General features: G+C 55.8%; 17 protein-coding genes and 4 tRNA genes. 6 read left to right on the top strand and 15 right to left on the bottom strand.

The genetic code is table 11. The annotated features are described in order from the left end of the window. Nucleotides 1-16: 16 nt before the first annotated feature. The 8 genes from corA to JTA15_RS16855 form a co-directional block, all read right to left on the bottom strand. Complete coding sequence (gene corA, locus JTA15_RS16820) at nt 17-967, bottom strand: magnesium/cobalt transporter CorA (protein WP_020882881.1); 951 nt, start codon at nt 965-967, stop codon at nt 17-19. Nucleotides 968-1,118: 151 nt separating this feature from the next. Further along, entirely contained in the window at nt 1,119-1,175 is a 57-nt protein-coding gene (gene ysgD / locus JTA15_RS16825; RefSeq protein ID WP_212743980.1) for a YsgD/CorL family protein, read from the bottom strand. A 149-nt stretch (nt 1,176-1,324) separates the two neighbouring features. Continuing rightward, nucleotides 1,325-3,487, bottom strand: coding sequence for a DNA helicase II (gene uvrD, locus JTA15_RS16830; protein WP_020882882.1), 2,163 nt, complete (start codon nt 3,485-3,487; stop codon nt 1,325-1,327). An 80-nt stretch (nt 3,488-3,567) separates the two neighbouring features. Then, the gene (yigB, locus tag JTA15_RS16835) at nt 3,568-4,284 is read right to left on the bottom strand and encodes a 5-amino-6-(5-phospho-D-ribitylamino)uracil phosphatase YigB (RefSeq protein ID WP_014172133.1); all 717 of its coding nucleotides are present in this window, start codon (nt 4,282-4,284) and stop codon (nt 3,568-3,570) included. Next, nucleotides 4,284-5,186: a tyrosine recombinase XerC gene (gene xerC / locus JTA15_RS16840; RefSeq protein ID WP_014172134.1), complete on the bottom strand. Its 903-nt coding sequence runs from the start codon at nt 5,184-5,186 to the stop codon at nt 4,284-4,286. The genes yigB and xerC overlap by 1 nt, the downstream gene beginning before the upstream one ends. Then, nucleotides 5,183-5,890: a DUF484 domain-containing protein gene (locus JTA15_RS16845; RefSeq protein WP_219372521.1), complete on the bottom strand. Its 708-nt coding sequence runs from the start codon at nt 5,888-5,890 to the stop codon at nt 5,183-5,185. Before JTA15_RS16845 ends, xerC begins: the two co-directional genes overlap by 4 nt. Beyond that, nucleotides 5,887-6,711, bottom strand: coding sequence for a diaminopimelate epimerase (gene dapF, locus JTA15_RS16850; RefSeq protein WP_020882883.1), 825 nt, complete (start codon nt 6,709-6,711; stop codon nt 5,887-5,889). The genes JTA15_RS16845 and dapF overlap by 4 nt, the downstream gene beginning before the upstream one ends. Before the next feature lie 35 nt (nt 6,712-6,746). Beyond that, entirely contained in the window at nt 6,747-6,950 is a 204-nt protein-coding gene (locus tag JTA15_RS16855) for a lipoprotein (RefSeq protein ID WP_025202779.1), read from the bottom strand. Nucleotides 6,951-7,085: 135 nt separating this feature from the next. Between JTA15_RS16855 and cyaY the strand changes: the two genes are divergently transcribed. Further along, nucleotides 7,086-7,406: an iron donor protein CyaY gene (cyaY, locus tag JTA15_RS16860; RefSeq protein WP_014172137.1), complete on the top strand. Its 321-nt coding sequence runs from the start codon at nt 7,086-7,088 to the stop codon at nt 7,404-7,406. A 43-nt stretch (nt 7,407-7,449) separates the two neighbouring features. Here cyaY and cyaA read toward each other — a convergent pair whose 3' ends face one another. Further along, nucleotides 7,450-9,993, bottom strand: a complete 2,544-nt coding sequence (cyaA, locus tag JTA15_RS16865; protein ID WP_014172138.1) for a class I adenylate cyclase — start codon at nt 9,991-9,993, stop codon at nt 7,450-7,452. 346 nt (nt 9,994-10,339) lie between these two features. Between cyaA and hemC the strand changes: the two genes are divergently transcribed. The 5 genes from hemC (at nt 10,340) to JTA15_RS16890 (ending at nt 15,823) form a co-directional block, all read left to right on the top strand. Continuing rightward, nucleotides 10,340-11,281: a hydroxymethylbilane synthase gene (hemC, locus tag JTA15_RS16870; RefSeq protein WP_032669623.1), complete on the top strand. Its 942-nt coding sequence runs from the start codon at nt 10,340-10,342 to the stop codon at nt 11,279-11,281. Then, entirely contained in the window at nt 11,278-12,018 is a 741-nt protein-coding gene (hemD, locus tag JTA15_RS16875) for a uroporphyrinogen-III synthase (RefSeq protein WP_185791930.1), read from the top strand. The genes hemC and hemD overlap by 4 nt, the downstream gene beginning before the upstream one ends. A 21-nt stretch (nt 12,019-12,039) precedes the next feature. Beyond that, a complete protein-coding gene (gene hemX / locus JTA15_RS16880) occupies nt 12,040-13,239 on the top strand; it encodes a uroporphyrinogen-III C-methyltransferase (RefSeq protein WP_219372522.1) in 1,200 nt (399 codons plus the stop codon). Between the two features lie 2 nt (nt 13,240-13,241). Next, entirely contained in the window at nt 13,242-14,441 is a 1,200-nt protein-coding gene (hemY, locus tag JTA15_RS16885) for a protoheme IX biogenesis protein HemY (protein ID WP_032680089.1), read from the top strand. 170 nt (nt 14,442-14,611) lie between these two features. Further along, entirely contained in the window at nt 14,612-15,823 is a 1,212-nt protein-coding gene (locus JTA15_RS16890; protein WP_219372523.1) for an MFS transporter, read from the top strand. 506 nt (nt 15,824-16,329) lie between these two features. Here JTA15_RS16890 and JTA15_RS16895 read toward each other — a convergent pair. The 6 genes from JTA15_RS16895 to wecG all read right to left on the bottom strand — a co-directional run bounded on the left by JTA15_RS16895 (nt 16,330) and on the right by wecG (nt 19,204). Next, nucleotides 16,330-16,406 (bottom strand) — tRNA-Pro (locus JTA15_RS16895). A 44-nt stretch (nt 16,407-16,450) separates the two neighbouring features. Further along, a tRNA-Leu gene (locus JTA15_RS16900) sits at nt 16,451-16,537 on the bottom strand. 21 nt (nt 16,538-16,558) lie between these two features. Continuing rightward, nucleotides 16,559-16,634 (bottom strand) — tRNA-His (locus JTA15_RS16905). 67 nt (nt 16,635-16,701) lie between these two features. Beyond that, a tRNA-Arg gene (locus JTA15_RS16910) sits at nt 16,702-16,778 on the bottom strand. A gap of 102 nt (nt 16,779-16,880) precedes the next feature. After that, nucleotides 16,881-18,266, bottom strand: coding sequence for an amino acid permease (locus JTA15_RS16915; RefSeq protein WP_219372524.1), 1,386 nt, complete (start codon nt 18,264-18,266; stop codon nt 16,881-16,883). Between the two features lie 197 nt (nt 18,267-18,463). Beyond that, nucleotides 18,464-19,204: a lipopolysaccharide N-acetylmannosaminouronosyltransferase gene (gene wecG / locus JTA15_RS16920; RefSeq protein WP_020882887.1), complete on the bottom strand. Its 741-nt coding sequence runs from the start codon at nt 19,202-19,204 to the stop codon at nt 18,464-18,466. Between the last annotated feature and the right edge of the window lie 9 nt (nt 19,205-19,213).

Consider the following 19,213-nt stretch of genomic DNA (forward strand, 5'->3'; position numbering starts at 1 on the left):
GCCACCCGCCTGATGTTTACAGCCAGTTACGGCGCTTGAAGTAGAGGTACGGCGCCAGCCCGGCGAGGATCATAAAGATAATCGCGCCAGGGTAGCCAAAGCTCCACTTAAGCTCCGGCATAAACTCAAAGTTCATCCCGTAGCTCGAGGCCACCAGCGTCGGTGGCAGGAAGACCACCGAGACCACCGAGAAGATCTTGATGATGCGGTTCTGCTCGATATTGATAAAGCCCATCGCTGCCTGCATCAGGAAGTTGACCTTCTGGAACAACGATTCATTGTGCGGCAGCAGGGATTCGATATCGCGCAGGATCTCACGCGCCTGCTCCAGCTGACCGCCCGGCAGACGCGCCTTACGCACCAGGAAGTTCAGCGCGCGCTGGGTATCCATCAGACACAAACGCACCTTCCAGCCGATATCTTCCAGCTCTGCCAGCGTCGAGAGCGCTTCGTCGTATTCATCGCCCTGATGACCTTCCATGATGACGCGGCTCAGCTTTTCCAGGTCGCTGTAGATGTTTTCAATTTCATCCGCCAGCTGTTCGATTTTGGTTTCAAACAGGTCCAGCAGCAGTTCGTAGGCATTGCCGTCGACCATCGCCTGGCTACGGGCGCGCATGCGGTAGAGACGAAACGCGGGCAGCTCACGCTCGCGCAGGGTAAACAGGCGACCGTCACGAATGGTAAACGCCACGGTGGAGTTACCCGCGTGATCGTCGGCGTCTTCAAAGAAGAAGAAGGAGTGAATATGCAGACCGTCTTCATCTTCAAAAAAACGAGCAGATGCTTCGATGTCTTCCAGTTCCGGGCGGGTTGCCAGGCTTTGCCCCAGCTCAGATTGTACGCGAAGGCGCTCATCGTCGTCCGGCTCGACCAGATCCACCCATACGGCATCAATGAGGGGCTGTGACTCTTCGGCTTCAAGCCGAGTCAGTCGGTTATTTTCGAGTTGAAATGCGCTCAACATGACCGGGACTCCCAATGCAAAAAATATCGGACAGTTCGGTGGGCACACAGAAACAAATTGGGTTTCAGACCATTAAACAGCCTGACTCAGCGCGACGGGAATAATGCAGGTCGCTGACAACCACTAAGGCCATCAGCAAGAGGAGATAGCCTTAGGAGTTGTTCCTGGATGACAGGGAATTGAGCCAGTATCTACTGGGTGTGTCCAAGGCGAATGTCCTCTTAGCGTAATCGTGCGCGCATGTTACGCCAGCAGTAATAGTGGCGTCAACACGCAACGGAACGCTGAAGGGCATTAATTGACCTTCAACGTATAAGGCTAGCAGATTATTACAAAATAATGATATTTTTCTGAAAGTTACACAGTTTCCAGCCTGGCGTAGGCTGCCACCAGCCATTTGATACCTTGCCCCTGGAACGCCACCTGCAGGCGGCTGTGCTCGCCGCTACCTTCCAGATTGACGATGGTGCCTTCACCAAACTTAGCATGACGCACGCGCTGACCCAGCTTGTAGCCGGTGTCCGTTTCAGCAATCGGCGAGCCCATACGCTGATGGCTGACCGGGCGGCTGATACTGGCGCGCAGGCGCACCTCTTCCACGCACTCTTCCGGCAGTTCGCCGATAAAGCGCGACGGACGGTGATACACCTCTTTACCGTACAGGCGTCGGGTTTCGGCATAGGTCAGCGTCAGCTTTTGCATCGCGCGCGTCACGCCAACATAGGCCAGACGACGCTCCTCCTCCAGACGCCCACCTTCATCCAGCGACATCTGGCTCGGGAACATCCCCTCTTCCATCCCGACGATAAACACCTGCGGGAACTCCAGACCTTTGGCGGAGTGCAGGGTCATAAGTTGAACCGCATCCTGCCAGGTGTCTGCCTGCCCTTCGCCCGCTTCCAGCGCCGCGTGGGAGAGGAACGCCTGCAGCGGCATCAAATCTTCGTCTTCTTCGTTGTAGCTGAACTGGCGCGTCGCCGTCACCAGTTCCTCTAAGTTCTCAATACGGGTCTGGCCCTTTTCGCCTTTCTCCTGCTCATACATGGTGCGCAGACCGGAGTCTTTAATCACCCGGTCGGTCTGTACGTGCAGAGGCATATCGGCCGTTTCCTGTGCCAGGGCATCAATCAGCTCCAGGAAGCGCTGTAAGGCGCTGGCTGCACGTCCGGCGAGCGCTTTCTCCTGCAACAGCTCGCGGCACGCCTGCCAGAGTGTCAGCTGGCGATCGCGGGAGGCCTGACGCACCACGTCCAGGGTACGGTCACCGATGCCGCGGGTTGGGGTGTTCACCACGCGCTCAAACGCCGCATCGTCATTACGGTTTGCGATCAGACGCAGATACGAGAGCGCGTCTTTGATCTCCTGACGTTCGAAGAAGCGCATGCCGCCGTAAATGCGGTACGGCATACTCACCTGCAGCAACGCCTCCTCCAGCACGCGCGACTGGGCGTTGCTGCGATAGAGAATGGCACACTGCTCCAGCGCGCCACCGTTGTCCTGCCAGGTTTTAATACGGTTCACCACAAAGCGCGCTTCATCAAGTTCGTTGAATGCGCAGTAGATAGAGATCGGTTCACCGTCAACGCCATCGGTCCACAGCTTTTTACCCAGACGCCCGTTGTTGTTCTCAATCAGGGCGTTGGCGGCGCTCAGAATGTTGCTGGTCGAACGGTAGTTCTGCTCCAGACGGATGGTCTGAGCACCGGGGAAATCATTGAGGAAGCGCTGAATGTTTTCCACCTGCGCCCCACGCCAGCCATAGATGGACTGATCGTCATCACCGACGATCATCACCTTGCCGGTATCACCGGCCAGCAGGCGGATCCATGCATACTGGATGTTGTTGGTATCCTGGAATTCGTCCACCAGAATATTGGTGAAGCGTTCACGATAGTGCTGCAGGATATGCGGTTTGTTGAGCCACAGCTCGTGCGCACGCAGCAGCAGCTCAGCAAAGTCCACCAGACCTGCGCGATCGCACGCCTCCTGATAGGCTTTATAAACGTTCTGCCAGGTTTGCTCGACCGGGTTGCCGAAGCTCTGAATATGGTGCGGACGCAGCCCTTCGTCTTTCTGGCCGTTGATGTACCACATTGCCTGACGCGGCGGCCACTGCTTCTCGTCGAGATTCATCGCCTTGATAAGACGCTTCAGCAGACGCAGCTGATCTTCGCTGTCGAGGATCTGGAAATCCTGCGGCAGGTTAGCGTCCATATGGTGCGCCCGCAGCAGGCGATGCGCCAGACCGTGGAAAGTCCCCACCCACATGCCGCCCTGGCTGGTGCCCATCAGCTGTGCGATTCGGTGGCGCATTTCTGCCGCCGCCTTGTTGGTAAACGTCACCGCCATAATGGAGTACGGCGAGCAGTTTTCCACGCTCTGCAGCCACGCAATACGGTGTACCAGCACGCGTGTCTTACCACTGCCCGCCCCAGCCAGCACCAGCATGTTGGTGCGCGAAGCGGCAACCGCGTCACGCTGTTTGTCATTAAGGCTGTCGAGCAGGTAAGAAACGTCCATTGGCACCGTCACGTAATGTCAGGCAGGCGAATGTGATTCCTTCGCCAAAACCCTGTTAATTTATACAGAACAATTGATGATTATATCAGCGTCGTGAGGGATGCCAACCGTGAAATTTCCACGTGCGGCAGAAGACGGCTGTCCGGCGTTGTCATCAGGTCAGCGTTTTCCGGCTTGATCCAGCAGGCCTGCATGCCGCAGCGGATCGCCCCGGCCACGTCCGTGGTCAGGTCATCACCCACATGCAACATTTCGCCGAGCGGCAGGTTCAGTTTTTCCGCCGCCAGGTGATACATATCGTTAAACGGTTTCGAGCGCCCGTGCGGGCCCGCGCGCAGCACAAACTCAAAATAATCGCCAAGACCAAACAGCTCAGGCTGGGCATTGCCATTGGTAATCGCCACCAGCGGCCACTTCTCTGCCAGCGCGGCCAGCGTATCGTGGGTCTCCTGTGGCACATCAATACGGCTGCGCCATTTGGCGAAGTTTTCCATGGACGCTTCAGCCCCTATCGCCGCATCACGCGCGCTCATACCAACATTCAGCATCGCCTGCTCAACCGCACGTCGACGCCATTCGGTCACGTCATGGTAAATGTCCGGCTCGGTCTCCCGCAGGGACTGACGCAGCTGCTGGAAGTCCTTGTTCTGCATCGTCTTCAGCGCCGGGTGATAGTTCTGCACAAACGCCAGCGACTCCTGCTCGGTACGCAGGATCACCTGGCGGTTATCATAAAGGGTGTCATCAAGGTCAAAGGTAAGGGCTGAAATCTGACCCAGTGGGCGGTAAAAACGCATTATTTCCCCCGTTTGGCGCGTGGATGCGCCGCGTCATACACCGAGGCAAGGTGCTGGAAGTCTAAGTGGGTATAAATTTGGGTGGTGGACAAATTCGCGTGGCCGAGCAGTTCCTGCACACCGCGCAGATCGCCGCTTGATTCAAGCATGTGGGTCGCAAAAGAGTGGCGCAGCTTGTGCGGGTGAACATGGCTGTTCAGCCCCTGCTTAATGCCCCACTCCGCAAAACGCTTCTGCACGTTACGCGCCGAGATCCGCTTGCCGAGTTTCGACAGGAACAGCGCATCTTCTTCCGCGCCAAACAGCCCGCGCAGGTCAAGCCAGTGCTCAATCCAGGCGACAGCGTTGCGACCAATCGGCAAGCGGCGCTCTTTGCTGCCCTTGCCCATCACCCACACTTCGCCGGTGTCCAGATCGAGATGTTTTATATCGAGGTTGACCAGTTCTGACAGACGCAGTCCGGCACCATACATCACCTCCAGCATCGCGCGGTCACGCACCGCCAGCGGATCGTTAAGATCGATATCCAGCAGGCGATTGACATCATCGACGTCGATATTTTTAGGCAGATGACGCGGTGCTTTTGGCGTGGCAATGCCTTTCGCCGGGTTGGCTTTAAGGCTGCCCTGGCTCACCAGCCAGTCGAAGAAACTGCGCAGGGCAGAGAGCCTGAGCGCCAGACTCGCCGGACCTAACCCTTTCCTGCGGCTACGCACGACGACGCCACGAACCGTCGCAGCGTCACATTGTTGCCAGCTTTTCAGGCCGATTTCATCGGCAATCTGCATGATGGCATCAAGCTGACGCTGATAGTTCAGCAGCGTTATGGGGCTAAGCTGACGTTCAACTCCCAGGTAGCGCAGAAAGCGCGCGACGTCAGTGGCAAGAAGTCCGTCCGTCATACGCGCTCAATCCAGCGCTCCAGCAGCTCAGGCAGCATCAGGGCGATCTCCTGCAACAGGTGCGTACCTTGCCCCTGCTCATAGTGATGCGCGTCGCGACTGGTAAATAACATCACGCCTAAGTCGCCATCGCGCCCCATCAATGACATGGCCACCGAGCTAATCGCTTTGGCTTCTGGTAATACCACCAGCAATTCTGGTCCGTTCAGCGGCCCCAGATAGTGATGTTGATGACCCAGGCGCTGAATACGTAGCGGCTCAAACGCCTGACGGCTCAGTGCCAGATGGGTGAAACCAGACGGTGCACCAATGCGCCAGCGGTCGGGGAAGAGACGAAGGGTTGCGCCTGCAAGCCCCAGTTCTCGCGCCCAGCGGTGGAAACGGCTGAGAAACTCGTCAAGGCTATGGGCCGAGGCCAGACGCGCCTGCAGATGCAGCAGTCGATAGAACAGGCTTTCGTTATTGTTCGCCTGTTCCATGAGCAGCGTCATGTTCTCTTCAAGCTGATTGATGTGGTTGCGCGCGCGAGCCATGTGCCATTCGACCAGCGACACGGTCCCGCGCACCGGATGCGGCACGCGCATCTGTTCGACAAGACGTGCATTGCGAATAAAAAACGCGGGATTGTTCAGCAGATAATCAACAACAGCACTGTCGTCCAGTTCCGTCACCGTTTCCTGCAGTTCTTCCCCTGGTTGCTTCATAGATGGATAAACCCGTCATAGACATGTACCGCCGGGCCAGTCATAAACAGCGGATGACCCGGTCCTTTCCAGGCGATATCAAGACGACCGCCTGGTAACTCCACGCGAACCTCTTCTGCCAGTAACCCCTGAGCGATGCCGACGGCCACTGCCGCGCAGGCACCGCTTCCGCAGGCCTGGGTTTCGCCCGCGCCGCGTTCATACACCCGCAGACGGATGTGTTCACGCTTCACCACCTGCATAAAACCAATGTTCGCGCGTTCCGGGAAGCGTTCATGGCTTTCCAGCACCGGGCCGAGGGTTTCAACGGCGGCGGTCTCTACATCATCAACCTGAATCACGCAGTGCGGGTTTCCCATCGAGACGACGCCACACAATACTGTCTGCTCTGCCGCACGCATAATATAGGTCTTTTCCGCTTTGTTTGCGCGAAACGGCACGGCGGAAGGTTCAAAGTTCGGCTCGCCCATATTCACGCGAACCAGATCGTCATCGGTGACGCTGAGCACCATGCGACCATTCGCGGTACTGACGCGGATATCGCGCTTGTTCGTCAGCCCTTTCAGGCGGACAAAGCGGGCAAAACAGCGCGCACCGTTGCCGCACTGGGAGACTTCACTGCCGTCAGCGTTAAAAATACGGTAGTGGAAATCGAGGTCAGGATCGTACGGCGGCTCAACCACCAGCAGCTGATCGAACCCCACGCCCAGATGCCGATCCGCCAGGCGGCGGATCAGTTCCGGGGAGAAAAAGACATTCTGCGTTACCGCGTCGACGACCATAAAATCGTTGCCAAGGCCATGCATCTTAGAGAACTGCATCATTCGCTCCATTGCGCGGGTACAGAACGTAATCGTCAGAGATTAACCTGAGTCGGACCACCATTATTGCCACGATCGTTCGTGTCTGGCGTGGAAGACTCAATACCGCTTTGCACAGGTTTCGTCGGCGGCGGCGCCGTTTTATCCGCTGGCGGGAAGTAAAGCGGTCCCTTCAGTCCACAGCCCGTCAGACTAAACAGCGTGATGAGAACGGCAAGCGTTCGGAAAACGTTTTTCATTATAAAGTTGCCCGTAAGTTCAAATCTGTTTCTATCATCGCAGGAGAAGACACAAAAGCAAGAGTTTGCCGCTTTCCTGCAACGGGAATTATTTAGCGTTATACTGCCGGCATCACGAAAAACAGGAACAAAACCATGAACGACAGTGAATTCCATCGCCTTGCAGACACCTTATGGATGACCATCGAAGAGCGGCTTGACGACTGGGACGGCGACAGCGATATCGATTGTGAGATCAACGGCGGCATTCTGACCCTGAGCTTCGAAAACGGCAGCAAAATTATTATTAACCGCCAGGAGCCGCTTCACCAGGTCTGGCTTGCCGCTAAACAGGGTGGCTACCATTTCGATCTGAAAGAGGGCGAATGGGTGTGTGACCGTAGCGGCGAAACGTTCTGGGACCTGCTGGAACAGGCGGCGACCGCGCAGGCAGGTGAAGACGTGCGTTTTCGTTGAGTCTGTTTTGCCCGGTGGTGCGCTGCATACCGGGCAAAAACTGTCAGGAGAAATACTGCTGCAACAGCGGGGTAGTGTCCTGGCTGGCGGGAACCGCTGGCGTAACGGCCTGCGTACGGAACGGAATCACCTGCGAACGTCCGTCTACATTCACAATCTGGTAGAACTGCGGCAGGTTAAAGTTGATGAAGCTGGAGCCGTAGGTAAAGCGGTCATGTGAGGACGAATAGAAGCGGCTGACGTCGCGCACCAGCTCCTCTTTACTGCCTTCACAGTGGTGATAAACCTCAGCGCGGTTCGTCTCATCCAGGATGTAGATGTTGAAACCGGCGTCGTCACCCGACTCTTCAAAGAAGAACTGAATAATCCCTTCGCTCGCAAAGCCATCCACGACCTGTGGCAGTTTCACGTGGTTGGTTTCCACCTGCACTGACAGGCCATGCAGCTTGTTGTGCGAAATGGCGCCGTAGAACTCGATGGCGTTTTCCAGCTTCTGTACTGAAACATTCAGGCGCTCGAAGAACAGGCCCCAGGTCTGTCCGGAGACGCGCAGCGCTTTAAAGCGACCGGTTTCCTGACGGGTACTGGAGAGGCGCAGTTCGATGCACTCTGAAACCAGCTGCTGCACACGGGTACGGATCAGACCGCGCAGATGCTGGCTATAGCAGAACACCTCAACGCTGTCCGGCGGCGCAGCGTCCTGGTGCATCTTGCCAAGAATCGTTTTCAGCGCTTCGATCATCGCCTGCTCGCCGTTGAAGTGCAGAGTACGCACTTCGTTCCACGAGTTGCGGTACAGCAGGTCTACGCTGCCCACCAGGCAGTTTTGCTGCTCGCCAAAGCTAAAGACATCCAGCTTGCGGAAATCAAAATGGACCACCTGATTGCGGAAGGCCGCCGTCGGGTCATATTCCAGGTTGACGATGATCGCCAGATGGCGAATTTCACACGGACTGTAGAGCGCTTTTGGCGTCGGTGCCGGCAGACGCAGCGGGAAGTGGTGGGAGACATCCGCCACCATCTCCTGCAGTTTGGCTAAATCGACAACCTCGTTGCCTTTGATAAACAGCCGGGTACGCGAGGTCAGCAGGCCGTTGAACCAGGCCCAGGCCACCAGCTTGTTCAGGTAGCGGTTATATTCCAGCGGCTGATGGCTGATGATCGAGTCCATGCTTGGCGCACGGTTGTACAGGTACCACCCGGTGCGGTTTGCGCGGCCCGGCGGCACATAGATAAAGGTCAGGTTCGGTTCTGACAGGTCCGGTGAAATCTGCGGGTTAACCAGCGTGACTTTACCCGGCAATGCTTCAAACGCCGCATACAGTTTACGCGTCAACACCCCGATGTCCTGCGGGCTGGCGGAAACGCTGAGATTGTTACGACGCGCAAAGCGGATAAGGTTGCGGTAGCTTTGCATCATGGCATCGAGCAGTTCGTTGTGCGCTTCACGCACCTGATCGATTTTCCAGTTGGCGCGGTTATCAAGCATCGACAGACGTTCTTCGTCCCATCCCCACTCTTTCACCAACTGACTGACCACTTCACGACGCCAGCCCACGCATGCGCGTTCGCGGCTGAGTTTTTCACAGACTTTGAGGTAGAAACATCGACGCACCAGATCGAGACGCGTGGTGTCATCAATGGCTTTCAGGTATTCGGTGACGCGTTCAAGCATCATGCAGTAAGCATCCAGCCCGTAGGAGACAATTTCTCCGTCGTGCAGACGCTGTTTGATATCTTTCGCCAGCAAACGCGGCGTGGGGTATTCCCAGGAATAGGCTTCCAGCAGCAGGGTTTTCAGCACGGCCTTATACGGCGAATCAATGCTTTTATAGAGCTGCCAGAGGCTCGCGCCAAAGTACTCTTCGGCGGAAAGCGAACTGAGGCCACCCAGATCCAGCCATTCATTTGGTGTCAGCACACCCTGGGAGTACAACGACATTACGTAATCGTCGTAATGCTCTTCTTCGTCGCACGGCACCATATTCCACAGAATACGCTTACCGGCCAGGCGAACGGCAGTACGGTAAAACTCGTCCAGCAGTAAGATGTGCTGGGTTGAGCCGCAGTCTTCACCACCCAGACTGCCACTTTCGTTATGACGGAAACGGTTTTCATCAATCAGGAAGAAACTGACTTCCACGCCAAGCGACGCGGCCCAGCTTTCCAGCAGGCTGCACTTTCGTTGCAGCAGCTGACGCTCGTCGTTATCGAGCCAGGACTGATGACAGACCCAGATGTCCAGGTCCGAAGAACAGCTTTGCCCAACCGAGGAGGTGCTGCCCATGGTGTAAACGCCTGTAATCGGCAGTTCACCTTTCGGTGATTCCTGCGGCGGCATGCCACGGTAGAGTTCAAGTTCGGTCAGGTAGTGTTGTTGGGTTTCATCAGGCGTGAAAAGACAGATGCCTCTGGGAACGTTACCGTCAAGGTAGCCAGGCATCAGCGGATGGTGATAGTGCAATAATGTCGGCAGAAGACTGTATACCTGCTGGAAAGCAGGGCCCATAGCAGCAAGCGCGCGATCGACACGCAGTTGGTTTATGGCATCCAGTCTCTGTTTCAGAGTCTCAATATAGAGGTACAAGACGTATCGCCTGATGTTTCCGGGTGTCGCACGCTATTCAAAACAGAAATAACAGCGGACCCGCAGTATTACAAAAAGAGAACCGTTACCTTTTTTCGCCCTTATCATTATGGTGGTACCGACGAAAAAATGGTCTAAAACGTGATCAATTTAACACCTTGCCGGTTGACCGTAAAGAAAGATGCGCTACATACAGTGTAGCACCGTTCTGTACGTGTAAATTCCTTAATACGGCTGTGGCTGACGAGAACCCCGCCCTGTCCCTCTCTTCTTCATCACCGTAAAACTGCCATCCCAGAGTCAACAATGTTAGGATGGTTAGCGATTGATAATGACGGTAACAAGCATGTTAGACAATGTTTTGAGAATTGCCACACGCCAAAGCCCTCTTGCGCTCTGGCAGGCACATTATGTTAAGCAGCGCCTTGAAGCCTGCCACAGTGGATTGTGCGTCGAGCTGGTGCCGATGGTCACGCGCGGTGACGTGATCCTTGATACGCCACTGGCTAAAGTGGGCGGCAAGGGCCTGTTTGTCAAAGAACTGGAACTGGCATTGCTTGAGAACCGCGCCGATATCGCCGTACATTCGATGAAAGATGTGCCCGTCGAGTTCCCGGAAGGGCTGGGGCTGGTGACCATTTGCGAGCGTGAAGATCCGCGCGATGCGTTTGTCTCCAATCACTATGATTCGCTCGATGCGTTGCCAGAAGGCAGCGTGGTTGGCACGTCCAGTTTACGTCGTCAGTGTCAGCTGGCAGAACGTCGTCCGGACCTGATCATTCGTTCGCTGCGCGGTAACGTTGGTACGCGTCTGAGCAAGCTGGATAACGGCGATTACGATGCCATTATCCTCGCGGTTGCGGGTCTGAAGCGACTGGGGCTGACGTCGCGCATTCGCGTCGCGTTGCCGCCTGAGCTGTCGCTGCCGGCCGTGGGTCAGGGTGCCGTCGGCATTGAATGCCGTCTGGATGATGAGCGTACCCGCGCGCTGCTTGCCCCGCTGAACCATGATGAGACCGCTATCCGCGTTAACGCCGAGCGCGCCATGAACACCCGCCTCGAAGGAGGGTGTCAGGTGCCCATTGGCAGCTATGCTGAATTAATTAACGGTGAACTGTGGCTGCGAGCGCTGGTTGGCGCACCGGACGGTTCACAGATGGTACGCGGCGAACGTCGCGGTAAAGCGCAAGATGCCGAACAGCTTGGCGTGTCGCTGGCAGAAGAGCTGCTGGATAACGGCGCCCGTGAGATCCTGGCTGAAGTTTATAATGGAGAACCCCCTGCATGAGTATTCTTGTCACCCGCCCTTCTCCCGCAGGAGAGCAGTTAGTGAGCCGTCTGCGCGCACTGGGGCAGGTGGCCTGGAGTTTTCCGCTCATTGAATTCTCCCCCGGTCGGGAGCTGTCCGCGCTTGCCGACCATATGAATACCCTCCAGCAGGGCGACTTGCTGTTTGCGCTGTCGCAACATGCGGTGGAATTTGCCCAGGCGCAGCTACAACAGCAGGGGCTTAACTGGCCAACCGCCCCTGACTATTTTGCGATTGGTCGTACAACGGCACTGGCGTTGCATACCGTAAGCGGAACAGACGTTCGTTACCCGTTAGATCGGGAAATCAGCGAAGTCTTGCTACAATTACCTGAATTACAAACTATTGCCGGAAAGCGTGCACTCATTTTACGCGGTAACGGCGGGCGCGAACTGTTGGGCGAAACGCTGCGGGAACGCGGGGCTGAGGTCACGTTCTGCGAATGCTATCAGCGTTGTGCAAAACATTACGATGGTGCGGAAGAGGCGATGCGCTGGCATATGCGCGGTATTACGACCCTGGTGGTGACCAGCGGCGAAATGCTGCAGCAGCTCTGGTCGCTGGTGCCCCTTTGGTATCGTGAAAACTGGTTACTCCACTGCCGGCTTCTGGTCGTCAGTGAGCGTCTGGCGAACCAGGCCCGGGAACTGGGCTGGCAAGATATTCGGATCGCTGATAACGCTGACAACGATGCGCTGCTGCGCGCATTACAATAACTCTCATAATGGGAAGCCATAATGACGGAACACGATAAATCCTCCGCCGTGGTTGAAGAGACCAGGGAGACTGTGGACATCACGCCGCAGTCAGAAACGACTGAGAAAACCGTTGAGAAGAAGAACGGCAGCAATAAAACCAGCCTCGCGCTGAGCGCGATAGCCATCGCCATTGCGCTGGCCGCAGGCGTTGGCCTCTATGGCCTGGTGAAACAGCAAGGTTCCAGCCAGACAGCGACCAACGACACGCTGGTCAATCAGCTTACCGCCCTGCAAAAAGCACAGGAGACGCAGAAAACTGAACTGGAAACGGTGATTAAACAGCAGTCCGCGGCGCTCGCTGAGGCGAACAGCAAACAGGAAGAGCTGACCAAACAGCTGGACGAGGTGCAGCAGAAAGTCGCCACGATTTCCGGTACCGATGCCAAAACCTGGCTGCTCTCGCAGGCCGATTTCCTGGTGAAGCTGGCCGGACGTAAGCTCTGGAGCGATCAGGACGTCACCACCGCCGCCGCGCTGCTGAAAAGCGCTGATGCGAGCCTGGCAGACATGAACGATCCGAGCCTCATTACCGCGCGTCGTGCCATTACCGAAGATATCGCCAGCCTCTCTGCCGTTTCGCAGGTGGACTACGATGGCATCATCCTGAAGGTCAATCAGCTTTCAAACCAGATTGATAACCTGCAGCTGGCGGATAACAACGACGATGACTCCCCGATGGATTCTGACGGCACCGAGCTTTCCAGCTCCCTGAGCGAATGGCGCGTGAACCTGCAAAAAAGCTGGCAGAACTTTATGGATAGCTTCATTACTATCCGCCGCCGCGACGAAACCGCCGTTCCGCTGTTAGCGCCGAATCAGGACATTTATCTGCGCGAAAACATTCGCTCCCGCCTGCTGGTGGCGGCTCAGGCCGTACCGCGTCATCAGGAAGAAACCTACAAACAGGCGCTTGATAACGTCTCGACATGGGTACGTGCTTACTACAATACCGATGATGCCACGACCACGGCTTTCCTCGATGACATTGATAAACTGAGCCAGCAGAACATCACCATGAACGTGCCGGACAAGCTGGAAAGCCAGCCGATTCTGGAGAAACTGATGCAGACGCGCGTGCGCAACCTGCTGGCGCAACCGGGCGTTCCGGCAGAACCTCACGCCCAGGCCCCTGCCGCGGCGCCAGCGCCAGCGCCTGAAAGCGCGCCACAAGGAGAGTAATGATGCTTAAAGTACTCTTACTCTTCATCCTGCTGATCGCCGGGATCGTGCTGGGGCCGATGCTTGCCGGTCATCAGGGTTACGTCCTGATCCAGACCGATAACTACAACATCGAAACCAGCGTAACGGGTCTGGTGATCATTCTGATCCTCGGGGTGGTGGTGCTCCTTGCGGTGGAGTGGATCCTGCGCCGAATTTTCCGTACCGGTGCGCATACGCGTGGCTGGTTCGTTGGCCGTAAACGCCGCCGCGCCCGTAAGCAGACTGAGCAGGCACTGCTTAAGCTGGCCGAGGGTGACTATCAGCAGGTTGAAAAGCTGATGTCGAAAAATGCTGACCATGCCGAACAGCCGGTGGTGAACTATCTGCTGGCCGCCGAGGCAGCGCAACAGCGGGGTGACGAAGCCCGCGCCAACCAGCATCTGGAACGCGCGTCAGAACTATCTCCGAAAGACCCGATTCCCGTTGAGATCACCCGCGTTCGACTGCAGCTGGCCCGCAACGAAAACCACGCCGCACGTCACGGTATCGACCGTCTGCTGGAAGTCTCGCCACGCCACCCGGAAGTGCTGCGTCTTGCCGAGCAGGCCTATATTCGCACCGGTGCCTGGGGTTCACTGCTGGATATCATTCCGTCGATGGCCAAAGCCGACGTCGGTGATGATGAACATCGTGATGAACTTCAGCGTCTGGCATGGATTGGCCTGATGGATCAGGCGCGTGCCGATCTCGGCAGCGATGGCCTGAAAACCTGGTGGAAGAATCAGAGCCGGAAAACGCGTCAGCAGGTTCCGTTGCAGGTTGCGATGGCAGAACATCTGATTGAATGTGACGATCATGACACGGCGCAGGAGATCCTCCTCGACGGACTGAAGCGACAGTATGACGATCGCCTGGTTATGGTGATCCCGCGTCTGAAAACCAATAACCCTGAGCAAATTGAAAAAATGCTGCGTCAGCAGATTAAAGCCGTCGGCGACCGTCCACTGCTGTGGAGTACGCTGGGCCAGTCGCTGATGAAGCACGGTGAATGGCAGGAAGCGAGTCTCGCCTTCCGTGCAGCGCTGAAACAGCGCCCGGACGCATTTGACTACGCGTGGCTTGCCGATTCGCTGGACAAGCAGCACAAGCCGGAAGAGGCTGCCGCCATGCGCCGCGATGGGCTGTTATTAACGCTGCAAAATAATGGCAGCCAGCAATAAATAACAAGGAGGCCAGACGGCCTCCTTTTTTTATTCCCCTTCGCCTGCTACATTCTTTACCACATCATCTGAAAACGAACCCGCCAATGTAACGACGTCTTTTCATTAACTTTTTTCCATACACGCGACGAGTGCCGCGTGGACTGAATCGTTTTTGAAAGGAAATCGTCATGAACTCCCTTTTGTACGCGCTTATTGAAGCGCTGCGCTGCCACCGCTGGCTGCGCCTGCTGGCCTGTGCCTTTATCTTTACATCACTGGGAAATGGCGTCACCCAGGTGGTGGTCTTCGGCTTACTGTTAGCATGGTCCGCCCCGCCCGCACTGCTTACCCTCGCCTTTCTTTTCGCCACGCTACCTGGCTTTATCGGCAGCCTCATCAGTGAAAAGCTGTGCGCGCGCTATTCTCCGATATCCCTGTTGATACTCACCGAGGGGCTTGGCTTACTGGCCCTGCTCTTTCCCCTGCTCGGCGTGCACTATCACAGTATCCCTGCGTTACTGGCCGTGCAGTCCACCGAAGCACTGCTTAGCGGAATGAGCTGGCCTGCCCTGACGCTGCTCTTTAAACGCGGACTCAGAGAAGCAGAACTCCCTGCCGCAACCTGCCTCGAGAATGTGATTTTTGCCGCTCAGGTTTTGTTAGGCACCGGGCTGGGGATGGTACTTTTCCAGAAGATCGCCATCCTCGCCTTGCTGGCCATTGATGCCACCAGCTTTCTCGGATCGCTGTTCATGCTCTGGCTGGCGGGTCGTGTATATTTAGCGCCCACACTGGCAGTCCCCACTGAAGAGAAAGCGCCTGCGGCTTTACGCTGGCAGATGTTGACCATCCGGCAGAAACGCAATTTGCTGATTTTGCCTGCGCTGGCCGCCGTCGGTTCACCGGCCATGGCACTTCTTCCGGCAATGGCACAGCAGATCCATCCTCAGGATGCGGCCAGCCTTGCTTTGCCACTGCTTTTTGCAAGGAGCATGGGACAACTTTGCGGTCCCCTGCTGCTAAAAAGAGACAGCCTGACGCGTTTTGCAGCACGCACGCCACGGATTTTACTGTGTCTCGGCATCTTCCTTGCCGCGTATGGGATGCTCCCGCTGTTGTCCGGGTGGATGGCATGCGCGCTGGGGATGATATTTGTCGCACACCTGGCCTCAAATGTTCTCTTTGCGGCCGGCACGTTTGCCGTACTCAGCAGTTTTCAAACCACGCACATGGCTTCGGCCAGCAGTAAAGTCTGGCGCTGGCAAACGCTCAGTGCCTCGCTTTTCACCGGTATTGCCGCGATGGCGGCGGCAGGGTTTGGCTCCATACAAGCGCTTTACAGCGTTTCGTCAGCCGCTCTGATACTGGTCGCCCTGATCATGTACGTTTACCGGGAATAAGGCATAAAAAAACGCCTGCTATAAAAGCAGGCGTTAAAACAGGTCTGTAAGACAACATATTTGGTGCTTCACTCAACGTTATGCCCATGGTGTCTGATGAGGCCGAAGCGACATCTGTCAGTGGACGATAAGCACCGTAAATGGCTCTGCGTCATTCCTGAGTTTATGAGGCACTAAGGCGAACATAAGAGATGGAATGAGCATCTACACGTATATTATTGCACGTAACGTGCCAACTTGACACGCAGAACTTTTACATCGCGCAACATTTTAAGATAAAAGGAAATTATGTTGTTGAGCGGTATCTTAGACCCTACAACCTGCTGATAAACACGACGAAATGTCGTCTGGAGGAGACACGAAAGCCGCCAAATTATTATATCTTTTACTTTCAATGTGTTATGTGTCGCTGAATCGCGACAAGAAAGCCGGCTGTTGTCGTGGAATCACTACAGAGGGGGAAAGGCGCAGAAAACAAAAAACCCCGCCGAAGCGGGGTTCAAAATTGGTCGGCGAGAGAGGATTCGAACCTCCGACCCACTGGTCCCAAACCAGTTGCGCTACCAAGCTGCGCTACTCGCCGATGTACTGCTTTTTGAATTTTTAGTTCAATTCATTAAAAAGTCGTGGTGCGAGGGGGGGGACTTGAACCCCCACGTCCGTAAGAACACTAACACCTGAAGCTAGCGCGTCTACCAATTCCGCCACCTTCGCAATTCACAACTTTTTCAATAATGGGGTGGCTAATGGGATTCGAACCCACGACAACTGGAATCACAATCCAGGGCTCTACCAACTGAGCTATAGCCACCACTGTATTCTTTCACGCGGTACTGACTACTTCTCAGACCACCGCAGCTCTAGCGCCGGGACTAAAATGGCGCGCCCGACAGGATTCGAACCTGAGACCTCTGCCTCCGGAGGGCAGCGCTCTATCCAGCTGAGCTACGGGCGCTTAGCGCCGTTGCGGGGCTGGATATTACGTACCTCCGACCCCGCTGTCTAGTGCTTTTTTGAAAAAAATGCGCGTTTGGTTATGGTTTGCACATTTTGCCGCTTATTCCTCCACTTTCTGCGAGGTAGCGCGGCGGCCCAGACCAAAAAGCTTATACGCCGCGGTCACCGCCGCCAGGAAGATCATCCCGACAAACAGCGACATGCGCGTATCTTCATTAAAGTACATTCCGATTAATACGCAAACCAGGAACGCCATCGTCAAATAGTTGGCATACGGGAACAGAATAGAACGGAACGGATGGCTGGCGATGGCCTTTTTATGTGCCTGACGGAAACGCAGCTGGCTAATCAGGATAACAAACCAGGGCACCATGCCTGGCAGCACGCTGGCGCTGTAGACATAAACAAACACGCGCTGCGGATTCGGGATGATGTAGTTCAGGCAGGAGCCAATCAGCAGGATCACAATCGACACCGCCACTCCCGCAACCGGTACGCCCGCACGCGAAACTTTCGCCATTGCCGCTGGCAGCTGGTTGTTTCTGGACAGCGCGTAGAGCATACGTCCGCAGCTGTACATCCCGCTGTTGCAGCCTGACAACGCCGCCGTCAGAACCACAAAATTAATGATGCCTGCTGCCGCCGTGATGCCAATCTTCGCGAAGGTCAAGACAAACGGGCTACCGGTCGTGCCAATTTCATTCCACGGGAAGATGGTTACGATAACGAAGATCGCCCCCACATAGAAAATCAGGATACGCCACAGCACCTTGCCTACGGCGCTGCGCAGCGTAACCTGCGGGTTTTTCGCTTCACCCGCGGTAATACCGATAAGCTCGACCCCCTGATAAGAGGCCACAACGATACACAGTGCCGTCAGGAAGCCCTTCCAGCCGCCCGCAAAGAAGCCGCCGTTTTCGGTCAGGTTACCAAAGCCAATGGCGTACCCGCCGTTGCCAAAGCCGAAGAAGATAACGCCCAGCCCGACCACAATCATCACGATGATGGTGGTGACTTTGATCATCGCAAACCAGAATTCGATTTCACCATAAAGACGAACCGCGGCAAGGTTTGCCAGTGCCACCAGCCCCACGGCAATCAGCGCCGGTATCCACTGGACCATGTCCGGGAACCAGAACTGCACATAGACCCCTATCGCCGTGATTTCAGAGATGCCAACCGCCATCCACATAAACCAGTATGACCATGCCGTCAGGTAGCCAAAGAACGGGCTCATATATCGGTGCGCGTAAACCGCGAAGGAACCCGTGACAGGCTCCATGAAGAGCATTTCGCCCATCGAACGCATGATGAAGAAAACGAACAATCCCGCAATGATATAAGCCAGCAAGACCGAAGGTCCTGCCCATTTGAGCGTGCTTGCGGAGCCCATAAACAGGCCCACGCCGATAGTGCCGCCCAGCGCTATCAGTTCAATATGACGAGCCTCCAGCCCACGCTGTAGCTCCGGTTTTTTCTCTGCCATAGATCCTCGATTGTGTTTGCTGTTTCCCGACTTAAGGCCGGGTATTGTTTTTTAGGGGTACTAAAATACGGGGCGAATGGTTTCTTAAAATGCGGCAAATGGCAAACGATGCATAAAAAAAATGAATGCATTGCACAGATTCGCAGCAGTTTTGCAGGGGAGTTGCAGCGCGAACAGCATATCGCGCTACATTTTGATTACATTTTCCCGGTGTAGTGCCAGGTAAGGTAGCGAAGCAGACGGATCTGTCGTGTAATCCGCGTCGGCTGAGATAGCAGGCGATACAGCCACTCCAGCCCCAGGTTTTGCCAGACTTTGGGCGCACGCTTAACATGGCCGGTAAAGACGTCATACGTTCCGCCAACGCCCATATAAAGGGCATCCGGACACACCTGACGGCAGTCACGCATCAGGATCTCCTGGCGTGGGGAGCCCATCGCCACGGTGATGATTTTCGCTCCACTGTCGCGAACGCGTTCAAACAGCGCCTGCCGGGCCTCTGGTTTGAAGTAGCCATCCTGGCTGCCCACGATGTTAACATTCCATTGACTGCGCAATTTCGCTTCGGTCTGCGCCAGTACCTCCGGCTTACCGCCAATCAGGAATACCGGCGTGCCTTCCGCCCCTGCGCGTGCCATCAGTTGCTCCCAGAGATCGGCCCCTGCCACGCGAGATACATTAGCGCCAGGATACTTTTTGCGGATTGAACGCACCACGCTGATACCGTCGGCATATTTAAATTCAGCCGCTTCTATCAGGCTTCTCACTTCGGCGTTGTCTTCCACCGCCAGCATCTTTTCCGCATTGATGGCGACCAGCGTACCGGATTTCATCTGACCACCAGCGAACAGAAAATCCAGCGCGTGTTGCATATCGCGCCAGCCAATAAGCTGCAGACCGCGCAGCGTATAGCGCGGTGCAGAAGTTTTATCCGTCATGACTTTCCC

This window comes from Enterobacter sp. BIDMC 29 (assembly GCF_019378755.1).
Classification (GTDB): domain Bacteria; phylum Pseudomonadota; class Gammaproteobacteria; order Enterobacterales; family Enterobacteriaceae; genus Enterobacter; species Enterobacter ludwigii.